This is a genomic window from Segeticoccus rhizosphaerae, from assembly GCF_005222685.1.
Classification (GTDB): Bacteria; Actinomycetota; Actinomycetes; order Actinomycetales; family Dermatophilaceae; genus Segeticoccus; species Segeticoccus rhizosphaerae.
Window position 1 is genome coordinate 24,946 of record NZ_SWMA01000016.1, and the last position, 15,675, is coordinate 40,620.

Sequence of the window (15,675 nt, forward strand, 5' to 3'; positions counted from 1 at the left end):
GGCTAGCGCCGGCCGGCGAGGACGCCGCGGGTGTGCGGACCGAGGCCGAGAGTGGAGGCAGCGGTGAGGCCCTCGTCGTCGTCGACGTCGGTCCGCAGCCTCGGGAGGGCCAGCTCGAGCCGGTGGGCCCGCTCGGCGTGGGCCCGGGCCGATCCCGGGCCGAACCGGGGCTCGAGGTCGCCCCGGCGCTGCGCCGCGAGCAACACCGTGCCTTCGCCGGTCGCGTCCGGTACGACCGATCGCGGGTGCTTCGCGCACTCCACCAGAGCCTGCTCGAGGTCCTCCGGACGCAACGCGGGAAGGTCGCCGAGGAGCAGGCCGGTTCCCCCGCTGAAGGGCTCCTCCGCGATCCGCCGCAATCCTTGGCGCAGAGCGAGGTTCAGGCCGGCAGCCGGGTCGGCCTCGACGCGTGCGCCGCGTCCCTCGGCGAACGTCCGGATCGCGGCGTCGGAGGACACGACGACGACGTGAGCCGGCGGCAGCGTCGCGAAGACGGCCGACAGGGTGTCGAGGGCGAACGCGTGCGCGAGTGCGGCGCGTTCGACACCGTCGGGTGGGTGCAGTCGCGACTTGGCGTGGGCCTGATCCTTGACGGGGACCACGATGCGCCAGTCGTTGGGTGGTGGGGGCATCGTCCCGATGATCTCAGTGTGGGCGTGCCTCGCTCGACACGGACCCCCCTCGCCAGCGAGGATGGCGGTTCACCGTCGAACTCCCGCAGGAGAGTCAGTTGTCGTGGAACGCGGCGCGGCACCAGATGCCGCGGGCCTATCGGCTGTGCGTGGCGATCCTGCGTCCGTTGTCGGTCCTGCTGACCAGGCGTGACTGGCGGGGCAGCGAGCACTTCCCCGACTCGGGCGGCTTCGTGGTCACCCCCAACCACACGTCACACGTCGATCCGATCGCCTTCGCGCACTTCATGGTCGACCACGGGCACGCTCCGCGCTTCCTGGCCAAGGAGTCGGTGTTCCGCGTGCCCGTCGTCGGCCGGATCGTCCGCGCCGCCGATCAGATCCCGGTCCACCGCGGGACGGCGCGCGCCTCCGACGCCTTCACCTCGGCGGTCACGGCGGTCGAGGCCGGCAAGTGCGTGGCGATCCTCCCCGAGGGCACGCTGACCCGCGATCCGGACCTGTGGCCGATGACCGGGAAGACGGGCGCCGCGCGGGTGGCCCTGGCGACCCGCTGCCCCGTCATCCCGGTCGCCCAGTGGGGGCCGGAACGGATCCTGGCGCCCTACACCAAGGTCCCGCACCTGTGGCCGCGCAGGACGGTGCACGTGTGGGCCGGCCCGGCGGTGGACCTCTCCGACCTCTACGACCGGGAGGTGGACGCTCAGGTCCTGAGGGAGGCGACCGACCGGATCATGGCCGCGATCACCGCCATCCTCGAGCAGATCCGGTCGGAGCACGCGCCGGCACAGCGGTTCGACCCGACCACGAACGAGCGCAACGGCAAGGGCAGTCGCAGACCCCGGAGAAAGGGAGGTGCACCATGACGCGTGTCGCGGTGTTCGGCACAGGCAACTGGGGCACGGCGTATGCCGGGATCCTCGCCGATGCCGGTTGTGACGTCCGGCTGTGGGGGCGGCGGCAGGAGCTGGCCGACCGCATCAATGCCACCCACGTCAACGCGGACTACCTGCCGGAACGCGTGCTACCTGACGCGGTCCGGGCGACCACGGACGCGGCGGAGGCCATCGACGGCGCGCAGATCGTCATCCTGGCGATCCCCTCCCAGACGCTTCGCGGCAACCTCGCGACATGGGCGCCACTCCTTCCTGCGGACGCTGCGGTCGTCTCGCTGATGAAGGGGGTCGAGCTGGGCACGACCAAGCGGATGAGCGAGGTGATCGCCGAGGTCGGCGGGGTGCCGCCGGAGCGGATCGTCGTGGTGTCCGGACCCAACCTCGCGCCGGAGATCGCGGCCAAGCAACCGGCGGCGACGGTGGTGGCGTGCGTCGACGACCACACGGCCGAGCTGGTCGCTGACGCGTCCGACGCGCCCTACTTCCGCCCGTACACGAACAACGACGTCGTGGGCACCGAGCTGGGCGGAGCGGTCAAGAACGTGATCGCGCTCGCGGTCGGCATGGCGCAGGGCATGGGAATGGGCGACAACACCAAGGCCACGATCATCACCCGCGGTCTGGCCGAGATCGCCCGGCTCGGAGTGGCTCTCGGCGCTGATCCGCAGACGTTCCTCGGTCTGGCCGGGGTGGGCGACCTGATCGCCACCTGCATGTCCCCGCTGTCGCGCAACCACACCTTCGGAGTGAACCTGGGTCGGGGGATGAGCGTGCAGGAGGTCATCGCCGCCACCAGGCAGACCGCCGAGGGCGTGAAGTCCTGCCAGTCGATCCTGGCGTTGGCGCAACACCATGGCGTCGACGTCCCGATCGTCGAGAACGTGGCCGCGGTGATCCACCACGGCAAGAGCCCCAGCGAGGTCGGCGAGGCCCTGATGTCCAGGGCGCGCAAGCACGAGACACGCTGAGACCGGCGCGGTCGTGTCGCAGCCGGGTGGCGCATACCGGACGCTAGGCTCGCGGGCGATGAGCAACAGCGAGAACCTCCCCGACGCCACCGCCGGGACCCCCGACCCAGCGGCCGGCCGCGCCCGCCCGCGCGTCGCGATCGTGTTCGGCGGTCGGTCGTCCGAGCACGTCGTGTCCTGCTCGACGGCCGCCGGGGTGCTGCGCGCCATCGACCGCGACGCCTACGACGTCATCCCGATCGGCATCGCGCGCGACGGCCGGTGGGTGCTGGTCGACGACGACCCGACAGCGCTCGAGCTGGCCCCCGGCCACCTGCCGGAGGTCAACGGCAACGGTTCCGGGGTGCTCGTCCCGCTCAGCACCGGAGAGCGGTCGCTGACCGTCCTGGAAGCCGGCCGGCCGCCCCGAGCGCTCGGGCAGGTGGATGTCGTCTTCCCGTTGCTGCACGGCCCGTTCGGCGAGGACGGCACACTGCAGGGGATGCTCGACCTCTCGGACACGAGGTATGTCGGGTCCGGCGTCCTCGCGTCCGCCGTGATGATGGACAAGCACTACATGAAGGTCGTCTTCGCGTCGGCAGGGCTGCCGGTCGGTCCCTACACGGTGATCTCCGACCGGCAGTGGGGCCGCGACCCGGCCGCCGCGATGGACGCGGTGGCCGCGCTCGGCTACCCGGTCTTCGTGAAGCCGGCCCGGGCGGGATCGAGCGTCGGGATCACGCGCGTCACCGACCCGTCCCGGCTCGAGGCCGCCATCGAGGCTGCTCGACTCCACGACCCCAAGGTGGTTGTCGAGGCGGCCATCGTCGGGCGCGAGATCGAGTGCTCCGTGCTCGAGGGCCGGGGCACGGACGCGCCGCGGACGAGCGAGGTCGGCGAGATCGAGGTCGTGCAGGGGCATGAGTTCTACGACTTCGAGGCCAAGTACCTCGCCGACCAGGACGTCCGGCTCTCCTGCCCCGCCAAGGTCCCGGACGAGGTGGCCGCCGAGGTCCGCCGGTTGGCTGCGGCAGCCTTCGAGGCCGCCGGCTGCGAGGGCCTGGCCAGGGTCGACTGCTTCTACACCGAGCACGGCGACGTGGTGCTCAACGAGATCAACACGATGCCGGGTTTCACGCCGCACTCGATGTACCCACAGATGTGGGAGGCCTCGGGACTGGGTTACCGAGAGCTGATCGACGAGCTCATCCAGCTCGCGTTGCACCGCCGGGTCGGCCTGCGCTGACCCGCCCCTGCTCACCCCACACCGGCCCCTGCTCACTCCACACCGGTTTGCTCACCTCAAACCGCTTCTACCCGCCTCGACACCGGCCTGGGGTGAGCAAAGCAGCCCGGATCGAGCACGGACCACCGCTCAGTTCGGTCCGCGGCAGTGGTGCGGGCCCTGGGGGATCGCCTTGGCGGCGCGGGTGAAGGCGCCGAGGACGAGCGGCTCCGGGGCGTAGTCGCGCGGCACCAGCACCTCGACCGCCGGCGCGCGGCCGTAGGTGACGAACTTGTAGCCGTCGGACAGCTCCTGGCCGACCCAGTCGACGCCGCTGACGGTGAAGCACTGCTCCGTGGTCGGCCCCGGCGAGGTGACCCCGCAGCGGGCGATGATCGCCGGATCGCCCCAGGCGTGCACCGCGGGCGAGTCCGACGAGGTCTGCACCGGTTCCTCGCCCGCCACCGTGTCCGGCCAGCGAGCGCCGACCTTGTGGCAGAGCGGTGAGCCCGCCTGTCCCGGTGGGATGACCTCCACGGCGGAGCCGCACGCGCCCAGCAGCGCGGGCAGGCAGGCGACCGCCGCAATCCGGAGGACGAAGCGGCGGCGGGCGGACGGCATACGCGAGCTGGCGACCTCAGACGTGCACGACGGTGCAGGTCAGGGTGCGCGTGATCCCCGGGACCTCCTGGATCTTGGCGATCACCATCTTGCCCAGCTCGTCGACGTTGCGGGCCTCGATGCGGGCGATGACGTCATACGGGCCGGTCACGTCCTCGGACAGGACGACACCCTCGATGCCGGCGACCTCCGCGGAGACCGCGGCCGCCTTGCCGACCTCGGACTGGATGAGGATGTAGGCCTGGACCATGGATCGCCTCCGTGGGGGATACGAGCCCGGAGCACGGCTCCGGGCGCAGACACGGCAGCGGGTGCTGCCCTGATGCAGCCAGACGCTACCGTGCCGTCTGGTCGATTCGTTCACGGGAGGTCGCATGGTCGGCAAGGGCTCGGCGCGGGTGCGACGCGAGGTCGGCACCGATGACCCGGTGCTCGCCGGCGTGAGCGAGGACGAGCTGCTGGCCGGCATCTTCCCGCTGCTGCAGGGCGGGTCGTCGGTACTGGTCGGGCCGGGCGACGACACCGCCCTGGTACAGGCTCCGAGCGGCAGCGTCCTTGCGACGACCGACGCGATGGTGCGCGGACGCGACTGGCTGGACGAGTGGTCCAGCGGCGAGGACGTGGGGGCCAAGTGCGTGGCGCAGAACGTCGCCGACATCGCCGCGATGGGCGGGGTGGCGACCGGCCTGCTGGTCACCCTCGTGGCCGATCCGCAGACACCTGTCGCGTGGGTGCGCGCAATGACACGCGGCCTCGCCGAGGCAGCCGCTGAGCTCGGCGTGCCGGTGCTCGGCGGCGACCTGTCCTCCGCCCCAGCCGGCACGCTCGTCGTCTCGGTGACCGCGCTCGGCGACCTCGAGGGGCGCGAACCGGTGCTGCGCTCCGGGGCCCGGGAGGGTGACGTCGTCGCGGTGGCAGGCAGCCTCGGCCGGTCGGGCGCGGGACTGCTTCTGCTGCAACGGGAGGAGGCCGCGCGAGCCCCAGACCTGGTCGCCGACCACCGCAGGCCCCGGCCGCCTGTCGAGCAGGGGCCGCTGGCGGCGCGGGCAGGCGCCACCGCGATGCTCGACCTCAGCGACGGCCTCGGCCGGGACGCCCGCCGGGTGGCAGCGGCCAGCCGGGTGTGCCTCGCGCTGTCCGGCGAGCTGCTCAGGGAAGACGTCGCCGCCCTTGCCCCGGCCGTGGGCGAGGAGGCCGCCCGATCCTGCGTGCTCACCGGAGGCGAGGAGCACTCGCTGCTCGCCTGCTTCCCGGCGGGGGTCACCCTGCCGCAGGGCTGGCGTCCGGTCGGACGGGTGCAGGCCGGTGAGGGCGTCACCGTCGACGGCGAGCCCCTGGTCGGCGGCGGCTGGGACCACTTCGCCGGTTGACCTGCGTCCGGTATGCCGTCCGGTCCCCTCCGGCGGCCCCTGGACGCGACGAAGCCGACCTCCGGGCGCGGAGATCGGCTTCGAGGGGTGCCGGACGGTTCAGGGACCGCCGGCGCACTCGGTCAGGCGCAGGGACCGGGCGCGGTGGGTCAGCGCTTGACCTTGCCGGCCTTGAGGCAGGAGGTGCAGACGTTGAGCCGCTTGGGGGTCACGCCGGCGGCACCGACCTTGGCGCGGACGCGCTGGATGTTCGGGGTCCAACGACGGTTGGTCTTGCGCTGGGAGTGCGAGACGTTGTGACCGAAGCTCGGCCCCTTGCCGCAGACGTCGCAGGTGGCAGCCACAGGTGATCTCCTGAACTCGGGCGGTGGACGACTCGCTGGTGAACGCGTCCACTCATGAACAATGGTCTGTGCCCGGGGCGTGCACGCATGCGGCACCGCACGACGGGAACCGGTCAAGAGTAGCCGAGGCACCGGCCCCGCACCAAAACGCGGCCGTTCGCACGCCGGCGCCGCCGCCACGCAGGGACAGGTGCCCGGTCGATCCGGCGCGGGGGCCGCCCACGTCCGCCCCGGGCGTTAGCCTCACGGTGATGAGTGGCCCGACGACCGTGGTGTGCCCGACGACACGCAGGAGGTGCGGCCCGTGACCGACGCGCCCGTGCAGCGCCTCGACGCCACGCTGGCCCGGCGCTGGGCCGTGACCCTGCGCGCCGTGCTCGCCGAGCGCCGCGCCGAGATCGACGACCTCAACGTCTTCCCGGTCCCCGACGGCGACACGGGCACCAACCTCTACCTGACCATCGACGGCGCGATGGCCGCCCTGAGGGACCAGTTGCCTGCCGCCGGGTGGGACGGTCGGGGCGACCTGGGAGCCCTGAGCGCCGGACTGGCCACGACCACGTTGCTGTCGGCACGTGGCAACTCCGGCGTCATCCTGAGCCAGCTGGTCCGCGGCTTCAGCGAGGTCATCGCGGAGGCCGACGACGCCGAGCACCTCGACGCGACGGCCCTCGCCCGGGCCCTGCGACGCGGTAGCGACCTGGCCCGGGCCAGCGTGAGCCACCCGGTCGAGGGCACGATCCTGTCCGTCGCCGCGGCCGCCGCCGGCGCCGCCGAAGAGGCGGCCACCAGCGGATCCGACCTGTATGCCGTGACGCTCGCCTCGCTCGACGCAGCCCGCTCCGCGCTGGCCCGGACCCCCGAGCAGCTTCCGGCGCTTGCCCGCGCCGGCGTGGTGGATGCGGGGGGAGCCGGTTACGTCCTGCTCCTCGAAGCGCTCGGGCACGTGCTCTCGGGCCGCCCGCACGAGGATCTGCCGTGGCGTGGCTCCGCGGAGCCCGTGGGGCAGGGAGGGCGCGCAGCGACTGCCACGACGGCCACGACTGCCACCAGCGGCAACGGGCCCGCAGCGGAGGCGCCCGGTGAGGGGGAGGGCGGTGCCGTCCCGAGCGAGGGGCAGGACGGGGGTGACGCACCGGCATACGAGGTGATGTATCTGCTCGAGGACAGCAGCGACCACGCGGTCGAGGAGCTGCGCGGTGAGCTCGACCGGCTCGGCGACTCGCTGATCGTCGTCGGCGGGCCGGAGGTCTGGAACGTCCACGTGCACGTCAACGACGTGGGTGCGGCGCTGGAGGCCGGGGTGCGGGCGGGGCGGCCGCACCGCATCACCGTCACCAGGTTCAGCGACGCGCGCACCGGTGAGCGTGAGCACCGGGCTCGGGCAGCCGGCGGACCGGCCGTGGCCGTGGTCGCGTGCGCAGCCGGTGACGGGCTGTCGGAGCTGTTCCGCGCCGGTGGCGCCCAGGTGGTGCGCGGCGGGCCCGGCCGGCGGGCCTCCACCGGAGAGCTGCTCGCCGCCGCCCGCCGCACCGATGGCGAGGACGTGCTGCTGCTGCCCAGTGACTCCGACACCGAGCTGGCAGCGGAGGCTGCCGTGCGGGTCGGCCTGGACGAGGGGCTGCGGCTGCACGTCGTCCGGTCCGTGTCCGCGGTGCAGTGCATCGCCGCGTTCGCCGTCTTCGACCCGGACCGGCCAGCCGCCGACAACCTGGACGCGATGAACGGCGCGGCCGCGGGTACCCGGCACGGCGCCATCACGGCGGCGGACCGGGACGCCGTCACCACCGCGGGGCCGTGTCGGGCCGGGGACGTGCTCGGCCTGGTCGACGGCGAGATCGTCTGCGTCGGGTCGGGGTTCGACGAGGTGGGCGCGGAGGTCGCGGTGCGGTTGCTCGGCGGTGGTGGTGAGCTGCTCACCGTGGTCACCGGGCACGAGGCGCCTGGCGGTCTGGCCGACGCGGTGGCCGCGGCAGCCAGGACCGGGCGGCTCGACCTCGAGGTCAGCGTCATCGAGGGTGGTCAGCCGGTCTACCCGCTCCTGCTGGGGGTGGAGTGAACGTGGCCGACCGCTCGACCCGTCTGCGCAGCATCGTCGGCACCGTCGGTGAGAAGCTGGAGAAGTCTCGTGACGTGGGCACGGTGGGGGACCTGCTCGACTTCCTGCCCCGCCGCTACCTCGACCCCGACGTCGTGAGCGACCTGTCGGCTCTGCACGAGGGCGACTTCACCATGGTGATCGCGACGGTGAAGTCGGCCGTCATGCGGTCGATGCGTCAGCGCAAGGGGCGGATGCTGACCGTCACCCTCACCGACGGCAAGCACGACATGACCACGACCTTCTTCAAGCCCTACGGCCACGAGGGCAGGCTCACGCCGGGGCGGCGAGGCATGTTCGCCGGCAAGGTCGGCCGCTACCGGGGCACCTTCCAGCTGACCCACCCCAGCTACCACCTCATCGGTCAGGACGGTGACGAGCTCGACGTCTATGACGGTGGCCTGGTGCCGGTCTACCTCGACGTCAAGAACGTCACGTCGCTGATGGTCACGGAGGCGGTGAAGGTGGCCTTCCACCACCTCGACGACCTCCCCGATCCGGTGCCCCCGCAGGTGCGCTCGCGGCGTGGCCTCGCCGGGGAGCTCGAGGCCTACCGCCTGGCCCATCTCCCGCGCGACCGGCACGACGTCGCGCGGGCCATGCGCCGCATGCGGTATGCCGAGGCGTTCGTCGTGCAGACCGCGCTCGCGGTGCGCCGGGCGGCCCACCAGCAGCAGCCCGCCACCCCGCGCCGGGCGGTGCCGGGGGGACTGCTGGAGGAGTTCGACGCCCGGCTGCCCTTCGAACTCACCAAGGGGCAGCGGGAGGTGGGCGACGCCCTCGCGGTGGACCTGGCGAGCAGCCACCCCATGCACCGGCTGCTGCAGGGCGAGGTGGGCTCCGGCAAGACGGTCGTGGCGCTGCGCGCGATGCTCACCGTCATCGACTCCGGCGGACAGGCGGCCCTGCTCGCGCCGACCGAGGTGCTCGCCCAGCAGCACCACCGCTCCATCACGGCGATGCTAGCCGACCTGGCCGAGGGCGGCATGCTCGGCGGCAGCGAAATCGGCACCCGGGTGGCGCTGCTCACGGGGAGCCAGCCGGCCGGCATACGCAAGAAGAACCTGCTGGAGGCCGCTTCCGGTGAGGCGGGCATCGTGATCGGCACGCACGCCCTGATCCAGGACCATGTGCAGTTCGCCGACCTCGGGCTCGTCGTCGTCGACGAGCAGCACCGCTTCGGCGTCGAGCAGCGGGACGCGTTGCGCGGCAAGGCCGCCCAGCCGCCGCACGTGCTGGTCATGACCGCAACGCCCATCCCGCGCACCGTCGCCATGACGGTCTTCGGCGACATGGAGACCTCCACGCTGGCCGAGCTGCCCCAGGGGCGCTCGCCGATCTCCACCCACCTGGTCCCCGGCAGCAACGAGCGTTGGGTGCAGCGCACCTGGGAGCGCGTCGCCGAGGAGGTGCGGGCGGGCCACCAGGCGTATGTCGTGTGCCCCCGCATCGGTGACCCGCCGGGGGACGCGGTGGTCACGAAGGAGTCCTCGGACGAGGAGGATCTCGCGGCCGAGGGCGGCGACGACGGGGCAGCCGGGCCTGCGATGACCGGGGTCTACGAACAGTTCGAGCGGTTGCGGGAGACACCGGCCCTGGCGGGGTTGCGGCTCGCCGTGCTGCACGGACGCATGCCCGCCGACGAGAAGGACGCCACCATGCGGGCGTTCGCCGCGGGCGAGATCGACGTCATGGTCGCGACGACGGTGATCGAGGTCGGGGTCGATGTCCCCGGCGCCACGGTGATGGTGATCGTGGACGCCGACCGCTTCGGTGTCTCGCAGCTGCACCAGCTGCGCGGCCGCGTCGGTCGTGGCTCGGCGCCCGGGATCTGTCTGCTGATGAGCGACGTCGAGGAGGGGCCGGCCCTCGAACGACTGACCGCGGTCGAGGCCACGACGGACGGCTTCGAGCTCTCCCGGGTCGACCTCGAGCAGCGTCGCGAGGGTGACGTCCTCGGGGCCCACCAGTCCGGGGGGCGCCGACAGCTGCGCTTCCTGCAGCTGCTGCGCGACGAGACGCTCATCGTCGAGGCCCAGGAGGACGCCCGGGCGCTGGTGTCGCAGGATCCGGCGCTCGCCGAGCACCCCGTGCTGCGCGACCGGATCGTGGAGGTCCTCGACGAGGAACAGGTCACCTACCTGGAGAGGGGCTGACCCGCGGATGACGCGCATCATCGCCGGATCCGTCGGTGGCCGGCGCATCCACACCCCGCCCGGCAACGGCACCCGGCCCACCAGCGACCGGGTGCGCGAAGCCCTCTTCTCGCGCCTCGAGCACCTCGAGGTGCTGCACGAGGCCCGCGTCCTCGACCTCTATGCCGGGTCGGGCGCTCTCGGGCTCGAGTGCAGCAGCAGGGGAGCGGCCTTCGTCACGCTGGTGGAGTCGGCACGTCCGGCCGCGGCCGTGGCCCGGCGCAACGTCAAGGAGCTGGGACTTCACGGGGTCGACGTCCGGGCCGACACGGTGGAGCGGGTCCTGCGGTCGGGGCCGCCGCTGGACGCCAAGGTCGATCTGGTGCTCGCCGACCCGCCCTACCCTGTCACACAGGAGTCGCTCGGCGAGGTGCTCCGCCTGCTGGTCGCCCACGACTGGCTCGTGGACGAGGCCCTGCTCGTGGTCGAGCGGTCCACCCGTTCACCCGAGCCGCTCTGGCCCGGCGGGATCGAGCTGATCGGACCTCGACGCTACGGCGAGACGACCTTGTGGTTCGCCGAGGCCGTCGGGGAGGGCGACATCGCCTGACCCCAGCGCGTGCCCTGACCGCCGTGCCCGAGTTCACCAGACCGCGCATTCGGGGACGTCCTGCGATGTGGTCGCCGGGACGACCGGTACGCAGGACGTCCCAGGCTCGGGGTGGCGCAAGGTCCTGCGGTGTGGTCGCTGGGGCGACCGGTACGCAGGACATCTGGGGGAGGAGGAGCACGCTGCTAGGTTCGGGTCGATGAGCGAGACGACCCGCCGGTGTGTCTGCCCCGGCTCCTACGACCCGGTCACCCTCGGGCACATGGACGTGTTCCGGCGCGCGAGCGCCCTCTACGACGAGGTCGTCGTGGCCGTCATGCACAACCCCGCCAAGCGAGGGACGTTCACCGTGCAGGAACGCCAGGACCTGCTGCACCAGTCGCTCGCCGACCTGCCCAACGTCCGCGTCAAGGTGTTCGCCCGGACGCTCCTGGTCGACGTCTGCCGGGAGGTCGGGGCCCAGGCCATCCTCAAGGGCCTGCGCAGCGACACCGACTTCGCCTACGAGCTGCCGATGGCGCTGATGAACCGCCAGCTGACCGGCATCGAGACCGTGTTCCTTCCGGCCGCTCCGGAGCTCGGGCACCTGTCGAGCTCGCTCATCCGCGAGGTCGCGAGCCTGGGCGGCGACGTCTCGCAGATGGTGCCGGAGCCGGTGCTCGAGCCGCTCCTCGCGCGAGTGGCGCGGCGAGGGGACGGCGGCGACGACCAGCGCCGACAATAGGCTCGGCGACGACGGCCAGCGGCGACGATGGGCCGCAGCGACGACAACGGCGACGATGGGGCGGAGCGGACGGCCGCGGAGGCGCTGCGGCACGCAGCCCAGCGGAGCGACCCTGCCGCCGAGGTGCCAGGACATCGAGCACCCATCGGCACGGCATACCGGTCGGTTGCTTCCGCTCGGTTTGGGTGAGCGGCACCTGCTCCGGTAACCTCATGTGTCGGTCTTCGTCTGCCGTGACGTGGGCCGAGCCACCTCGACGACTGTGGAGTCATGAACCGCCTCGACCCCCGCCTGCCCCTGGTGTTCGACCTCCAGGAACTGGGCAGACGACCCGGCTCGATGCTGACGATGTCACGCACCGTCGAGGCGCCTGCCGACCTCGGCACCGACGTGATCGCCGTCCCGCCCGGCCAGCCCATCGAGCTGGACGTGCGGTTCGAGTCCGTCGTCGAGGGCGTCTTGGTGACTGGCTCGGCGCGTGCCACGGCCGTCGGCGCCTGCGTGCGGTGCCTGGACCGCGCCGACCAACCGGTCGAGGCTCGGTTCCAGGAGCTCTTCGCGTATGCCGACCGGGCGGCACACCACCACGAGGTGGGTGCTCCCGAGGACGAGGAAGACGTGTATGAGCTCGAGGGCGACCTGCTCGACCTCGAGCCCGTGCTGCGGGACGCGGTGGTGCCCTCACTGCCGTTCCAGCCGGTGTGCCGGGAGGACTGCCCCGGGCTGTGTCCCCAGTGCGGGGCCCGGCTCGCGGACGACCCGGACCACCAGCACGATGTGATCGACCCCCGATGGGCGGCGTTGCGAGACCTCGCGGCGCCGAGCAGTACTGACGAGAAGAGGAACTGACGTGGCTGTCCCGAAGCGGAAGATGTCGCGGTCCAACACCCGTTCGCGCCGCGCGAACTGGAAGGCCAGCGCCACCACGCTCACCGCGTGCCCCCAGTGCAAGGCCCCCAAGCAGCCCCACATCGCCTGCCCGTCGTGCGGCACGTATGCCGGTCGCCACTACGGCACCGCGGAGCGCACCGAGTACCAGGGCTGACAGGTCCTCACTCGCGTGACTGACTCTCCGGTGCACCGGTCCCGGGGCAACGGCGCGTCGCAGCGGCCCGTCGAGGGTCTCTCCGACTACCTCAAGCAGGTGGTCGGAGGGGACGTCGACGAGCCGCTGCTCCTGCGTGCCCTGACCCACCGTTCCTACGCCTACGAGCACGGCGGTCTGCCCAACAACGAGCGGCTCGAGTTCCTCGGCGACTCCGTGCTCGGTCTCGTCGTGACCGACACGCTCTTCTCCGCCCACCCGGACCTCGCGGAGGGGCAGCTGGCCAAGCTGCGCGCCGCCGTGGTCAACAGCCGTGCCCTCGCCGAGGTCGCGCGCACCATGGGCCTGGGCGACTACCTGCTGCTCGGCCGCGGCGAGGAGAGCACGGGAGGGCGCAACAAGCCGTCGATCCTCGCGGACACCACGGAGGCGGTGATCGGCGCCGTCTACCTCTCGGCCGGCCTGCCCGCGGCCACCACCTTCGTGCACCACCTCCTGGACCCGCTGATGGCGACCTCGGCGAGCCTCGGCGCCGCGCTCGACTGGAAGACCAGCCTGCAGGAGCTCACCGCCGCGGGGACACTGGGCGTCCCGGAGTATGCCGTGACGGAGGAGGGACCAGACCACGAGAAGGTCTTCACCGCCCACGCCGTGGTCGCCGAGGAGATCCTCGGCACCGGGGTCGGGCGCAGCAAGAAGGAGGCCGAGCAGAAGGCCGCCGAGATCGCCTGGACCGAGCTGACCCGACGTGCCGAGGCTGTCCTCTCCGCCGAGCCCGAACCAGAGGACGTGGCTGTGGACGAGGGCGTGTCCTCGGCGACGGATGCCTGAGCTCCCCGAGGTCGAGGTCGTCCGCCGTGGCCTGGCGAAGCACGTGGTCGGCCGGCGGATCCGGTCCGCGTCGCTGACGGGACAGCGGGTGGCCCGCCGGCACGTCGCCGGACCGGTCGACCTGGCCGACCGATTGCGCGACAACCTGGTGCGGGCCGCCGAACGGCGTGGCAAGTACCTTTGGCTGACGCTCGAGCCACCCGACGAGCACCTCCAGGCGCTGATCATCCACCTCGGCATGAGTGGCCAGCTGCTCGTCGAGCCGGCGACCGCGCCGCGTGAGAAGCACCTGCACGCCACAGTGGATTTCGACAACGACCCCCAACTGCGGTTCGTCGACCAACGCACGTTCGGTGGTATGGCGCTCGCGGACCTCGTGCCGGACGTCACCGGCGCAGCCCGCACCCCACGGCCCTACGGCGTGCCCGCCACGATCACGCACATCGCGCCCGACCCGCTCGAGGACGCCTTCGACCAACAGGCGGTCGTGCGGCGGATGAAGGCACGGCGCTCGGGCATCAAGAGGGCGCTGCTCGACCAGGGGCTCGTCTCGGGCATCGGCAATATCTATGCGGACGAGGCGTTGTGGCGGGCTCAGGTGCACGGTGAGCGGGAGGCGTCGCTGCTGACCAAGCCGACCCTGTCGCGCGTCCTCGACCACGCCCGGCAGGTGATGACCGAGGCGCTCGCCGCGGGCGGTACGAGCTTCGACGCGCTCTACGTGGACGTCAACGGCGCCAGCGGATACTTCTCGCGCCGGCTCGACGTCTACGGCCGCGAGGGCGAGCCGTGCGAGCGGTGCGGGACGCCGCTGCGCCGGGAGCAGTTCATGAACCGCTCGTCCTACTCCTGCCCGCGCTGCCAGCCGCGGCCACGTCAGCGGCGCACCTGAGCGACGACGAGCGGCGACACGGAACGGCGACGACGAGCGGCGACGACGAGCGGCGACGATGGAGCGGAGCGACCCGCCGCGGAGGAGCGCGACCACAGGTGGAGGGTGAGAACCTCGAGGCCGCACCGGGTTCGTAGGATCGAGTCCATGGAACGAGCCACCATCTTCGTGCGCGGCCGCGTGCAGGGTGTGGGGTTCCGGTGGTGGACGCGGGCGCGAGCGCTGGAGCTCGGTCTGGTGGGGTTCGCGCGCAACCTGGCCGACGGACGCGTCGAGGTGTGTGCGCAGGGACCGCGCGCGGACATCGAGCGGCTGGAGGACCTGATCCGTGAACAGCCCAGCACGACAGGGCGACCCGGCCGTGTCGAGAGCAGCGCGACACAGTGGCGTGAGGTCGATGGCCGGTTGACCGGCTTCGGCGAACGGTGAGACGACGGAGATGGCGCGATGAACGGGACGCCCCGATGACAGCGATGGGCAGCGACACTGCGGGCAGCGTGATCGCTCACGAAAGAGTCAGAAGCGCAACGGGTTTCGCCGTGCTAGGTACAGTCGGCATCATCGGCGGGGGGCTCGTCTCGGCGGCGACCGGCCCGTTGTCCTGGCAGCACGGGTCGTGGGCGGCGGCATACCTTGTGCTCGTCGTGGGGGTGGCCCAGCTCGTCTTCGGGGTGGGCCAGGCGTGGCTCGCCCACGAGCTCCCCGGCCGGCCGACCATCGTGTGGGAGCTGGTGGGCTGGAACCTCGGCAGCGCGCTGGTCATCGTCGGTGCCGTGCTCGAGCGTCCGGTCGTGGTGGACGTCGGCGGCGCGCTGCTGGTGGTGGCTCTGGTGCTCTTCGCCCGCGTGGTGCGGGTGGGCCGCCCTGGTGACGGAGCGGGCAGCCCCTGGATCCACTGGGTCTACCTGCTGCTCGTGCTGGTCATCCTCGTCAGCATCCCGATCGGACTGGTGCTCGCAGCCCTGGGCGGTGCGTGACCCCCCGTTGACCTGCGCAGAGAGGGGTGGGATTCTGGAGGTGCCCACGTACACGCGTCGGGGCAACTCACCCGCACCCCCTGCCAACACCCCCGTCAGGGATCACATCGGAGTGGACATGGCCAAGGCACTACTGGGTCACCGCACGATCCGCGACGACCGCCTGCTTCAGGAGACGGCGCGCCTGCGGATCAGGGTGCGGGACCTCGAGCAACTCATCGAGGGACTGCAGGCGGACAACGACCGGTTGAGGGACGACCGGTCACGCGTGGCACCGGTGGACCAGCGCTAGGACCGGCGCCAGGACGTCGACCCAGCCCGTCGCAAG

General features: G+C 72.1%; 19 protein-coding genes. 15 read left to right on the forward strand and 4 right to left on the reverse strand.

Annotated features, from left to right (window positions below):
- Positions 1-2: 2 nt before the first annotated feature.
- A complete protein-coding gene (cofC, locus tag FCN22_RS12100) occupies positions 3-632 on the reverse strand; it encodes a 2-phospho-L-lactate guanylyltransferase (RefSeq protein WP_137121815.1) in 630 nt (209 codons plus the stop codon).
- A 98-nt stretch (positions 633-730) separates the two neighbouring features.
- Here cofC and FCN22_RS12105 point away from each other — a divergent pair, with 98 nt between their 5' ends.
- Genes FCN22_RS12105 through FCN22_RS12115 form a run of 3 tightly spaced genes read left to right on the forward strand, consistent with a single transcriptional unit; the run spans position 731 to position 3,721 of the window.
- Positions 731-1,498 carry a lysophospholipid acyltransferase family protein gene (locus FCN22_RS12105; protein WP_238384698.1) on the forward strand — a complete coding sequence of 256 codons (768 nt, stop codon included), beginning with the start codon at positions 731-733 and terminating at the stop codon, positions 1,496-1,498.
- The gene (locus FCN22_RS12110) at positions 1,495-2,496 is read left to right on the forward strand and encodes an NAD(P)H-dependent glycerol-3-phosphate dehydrogenase (RefSeq protein ID WP_137121816.1); all 1,002 of its coding nucleotides are present in this window, start codon (positions 1,495-1,497) and stop codon (positions 2,494-2,496) included. Before FCN22_RS12105 ends, FCN22_RS12110 begins: the two co-directional genes overlap by 4 nt.
- A gap of 58 nt (positions 2,497-2,554) precedes the next feature.
- Positions 2,555-3,721 carry a D-alanine--D-alanine ligase family protein gene (locus FCN22_RS12115; RefSeq protein ID WP_137121817.1) on the forward strand — a complete coding sequence of 389 codons (1,167 nt, stop codon included), beginning with the start codon at positions 2,555-2,557 and terminating at the stop codon, positions 3,719-3,721.
- 129 nt (positions 3,722-3,850) lie between these two features.
- On the opposite strand, the gene FCN22_RS12120 is transcribed toward FCN22_RS12115, so the two are convergent.
- The gene (locus tag FCN22_RS12120; protein ID WP_137121818.1) at positions 3,851-4,321 is read right to left on the reverse strand and encodes a DUF3515 family protein; all 471 of its coding nucleotides are present in this window, start codon (positions 4,319-4,321) and stop codon (positions 3,851-3,853) included.
- 16 nt (positions 4,322-4,337) lie between these two features.
- Positions 4,338-4,571: an Lrp/AsnC ligand binding domain-containing protein gene (locus tag FCN22_RS12125; protein WP_137121819.1), complete on the reverse strand. Its 234-nt coding sequence runs from the start codon at positions 4,569-4,571 to the stop codon at positions 4,338-4,340.
- 124 nt (positions 4,572-4,695) lie between these two features.
- Here FCN22_RS12125 and thiL point away from each other — a divergent pair, with 124 nt between their 5' ends.
- Entirely contained in the window at positions 4,696-5,691 is a 996-nt protein-coding gene (thiL, locus tag FCN22_RS12130; RefSeq protein WP_137121820.1) for a thiamine-phosphate kinase, read from the forward strand.
- 149 nt (positions 5,692-5,840) lie between these two features.
- On the opposite strand, the gene rpmB is transcribed toward thiL, so the two are convergent.
- Positions 5,841-6,035, reverse strand: coding sequence for a 50S ribosomal protein L28 (gene rpmB / locus FCN22_RS12135; protein ID WP_137121821.1), 195 nt, complete (start codon positions 6,033-6,035; stop codon positions 5,841-5,843).
- A gap of 304 nt (positions 6,036-6,339) precedes the next feature.
- Between rpmB and FCN22_RS12140 the strand changes: the two genes are divergently transcribed.
- From FCN22_RS12140 to FCN22_RS21900, 11 genes are all read left to right on the forward strand, one after another.
- Entirely contained in the window at positions 6,340-8,094 is a 1,755-nt protein-coding gene (locus FCN22_RS12140; RefSeq protein ID WP_238384699.1) for a fatty acid kinase ATP-binding subunit FakA, read from the forward strand.
- A gap of 2 nt (positions 8,095-8,096) precedes the next feature.
- Entirely contained in the window at positions 8,097-10,289 is a 2,193-nt protein-coding gene (locus FCN22_RS12145; protein WP_137121822.1) for an ATP-dependent DNA helicase RecG, read from the forward strand.
- A 7-nt stretch (positions 10,290-10,296) separates the two neighbouring features.
- The gene (gene rsmD, locus FCN22_RS12150; protein WP_137121823.1) at positions 10,297-10,878 is read left to right on the forward strand and encodes a 16S rRNA (guanine(966)-N(2))-methyltransferase RsmD; all 582 of its coding nucleotides are present in this window, start codon (positions 10,297-10,299) and stop codon (positions 10,876-10,878) included.
- Between the two features lie 199 nt (positions 10,879-11,077).
- Positions 11,078-11,602 (forward strand): pantetheine-phosphate adenylyltransferase, encoded by a 525-nt coding sequence (gene coaD / locus FCN22_RS12155; RefSeq protein WP_137121824.1) that lies wholly within the window; start codon positions 11,078-11,080, stop codon positions 11,600-11,602.
- 270 nt (positions 11,603-11,872) lie between these two features.
- Positions 11,873-12,451, forward strand: a complete 579-nt coding sequence (locus FCN22_RS12160) for a YceD family protein (RefSeq protein ID WP_137121825.1) — start codon at positions 11,873-11,875, stop codon at positions 12,449-12,451.
- 1 nt (position 12,452) lies between these two features.
- A complete protein-coding gene (gene rpmF / locus FCN22_RS12165) occupies positions 12,453-12,647 on the forward strand; it encodes a 50S ribosomal protein L32 (protein WP_137121826.1) in 195 nt (64 codons plus the stop codon).
- 15 nt (positions 12,648-12,662) lie between these two features.
- Entirely contained in the window at positions 12,663-13,478 is an 816-nt protein-coding gene (gene rnc, locus FCN22_RS12170) for a ribonuclease III (RefSeq protein WP_274381583.1), read from the forward strand.
- Positions 13,471-14,370, forward strand: a complete 900-nt coding sequence (gene mutM, locus FCN22_RS12175) for a bifunctional DNA-formamidopyrimidine glycosylase/DNA-(apurinic or apyrimidinic site) lyase (protein ID WP_137121827.1) — start codon at positions 13,471-13,473, stop codon at positions 14,368-14,370. The genes rnc and mutM overlap by 8 nt, the downstream gene beginning before the upstream one ends.
- A 147-nt stretch (positions 14,371-14,517) precedes the next feature.
- Complete coding sequence (locus tag FCN22_RS12180; protein WP_137121828.1) at positions 14,518-14,799, forward strand: acylphosphatase; 282 nt, start codon at positions 14,518-14,520, stop codon at positions 14,797-14,799.
- A gap of 110 nt (positions 14,800-14,909) precedes the next feature.
- Positions 14,910-15,347, forward strand: a complete 438-nt coding sequence (locus FCN22_RS12185; RefSeq protein ID WP_162529360.1) for a hypothetical protein — start codon at positions 14,910-14,912, stop codon at positions 15,345-15,347.
- A gap of 118 nt (positions 15,348-15,465) precedes the next feature.
- A complete protein-coding gene (locus tag FCN22_RS21900; RefSeq protein ID WP_202911550.1) occupies positions 15,466-15,639 on the forward strand; it encodes a hypothetical protein in 174 nt (57 codons plus the stop codon).
- The last annotated feature ends 36 nt before the right edge of the window (positions 15,640-15,675 follow it).

Bases quoted from the DNA above. Each gene is read 5' to 3' on its own strand.
- FCN22_RS21900 (WP_202911550.1), top strand. From the start codon at position 15,466: ATGGCCAAGGCACTACTGGGTCACCGCACGATCCGCGACGACCGCCTG.
- FCN22_RS12180 (WP_137121828.1), top strand. From the start codon at position 14,518: ATGGAACGAGCCACCATCTTCGTGCGCGGCCGCGTGCAGGGTGTGGGG.
- FCN22_RS12125 (WP_137121819.1), bottom strand. From the start codon at position 4,571: ATGGTCCAGGCCTACATCCTCATCCAGTCCGAGGTCGGCAAGGCGGCC.
- FCN22_RS12110 (WP_137121816.1), top strand. From the start codon at position 1,495: ATGACGCGTGTCGCGGTGTTCGGCACAGGCAACTGGGGCACGGCGTAT.
- coaD (WP_137121824.1), top strand. From the start codon at position 11,078: ATGAGCGAGACGACCCGCCGGTGTGTCTGCCCCGGCTCCTACGACCCG.
- thiL (WP_137121820.1), top strand. From the start codon at position 4,696: ATGGTCGGCAAGGGCTCGGCGCGGGTGCGACGCGAGGTCGGCACCGAT.
- FCN22_RS12115 (WP_137121817.1), top strand. From the start codon at position 2,555: ATGAGCAACAGCGAGAACCTCCCCGACGCCACCGCCGGGACCCCCGAC.
- cofC (WP_137121815.1), bottom strand. From the start codon at position 632: ATGCCCCCACCACCCAACGACTGGCGCATCGTGGTCCCCGTCAAGGAT.
- mutM (WP_137121827.1), top strand. From the start codon at position 13,471: ATGCCTGAGCTCCCCGAGGTCGAGGTCGTCCGCCGTGGCCTGGCGAAG.
- rsmD (WP_137121823.1), top strand. From the start codon at position 10,297: ATGACGCGCATCATCGCCGGATCCGTCGGTGGCCGGCGCATCCACACC.
- FCN22_RS12160 (WP_137121825.1), top strand. From the start codon at position 11,873: ATGAACCGCCTCGACCCCCGCCTGCCCCTGGTGTTCGACCTCCAGGAA.
- FCN22_RS12120 (WP_137121818.1), bottom strand. From the start codon at position 4,321: ATGCCGTCCGCCCGCCGCCGCTTCGTCCTCCGGATTGCGGCGGTCGCC.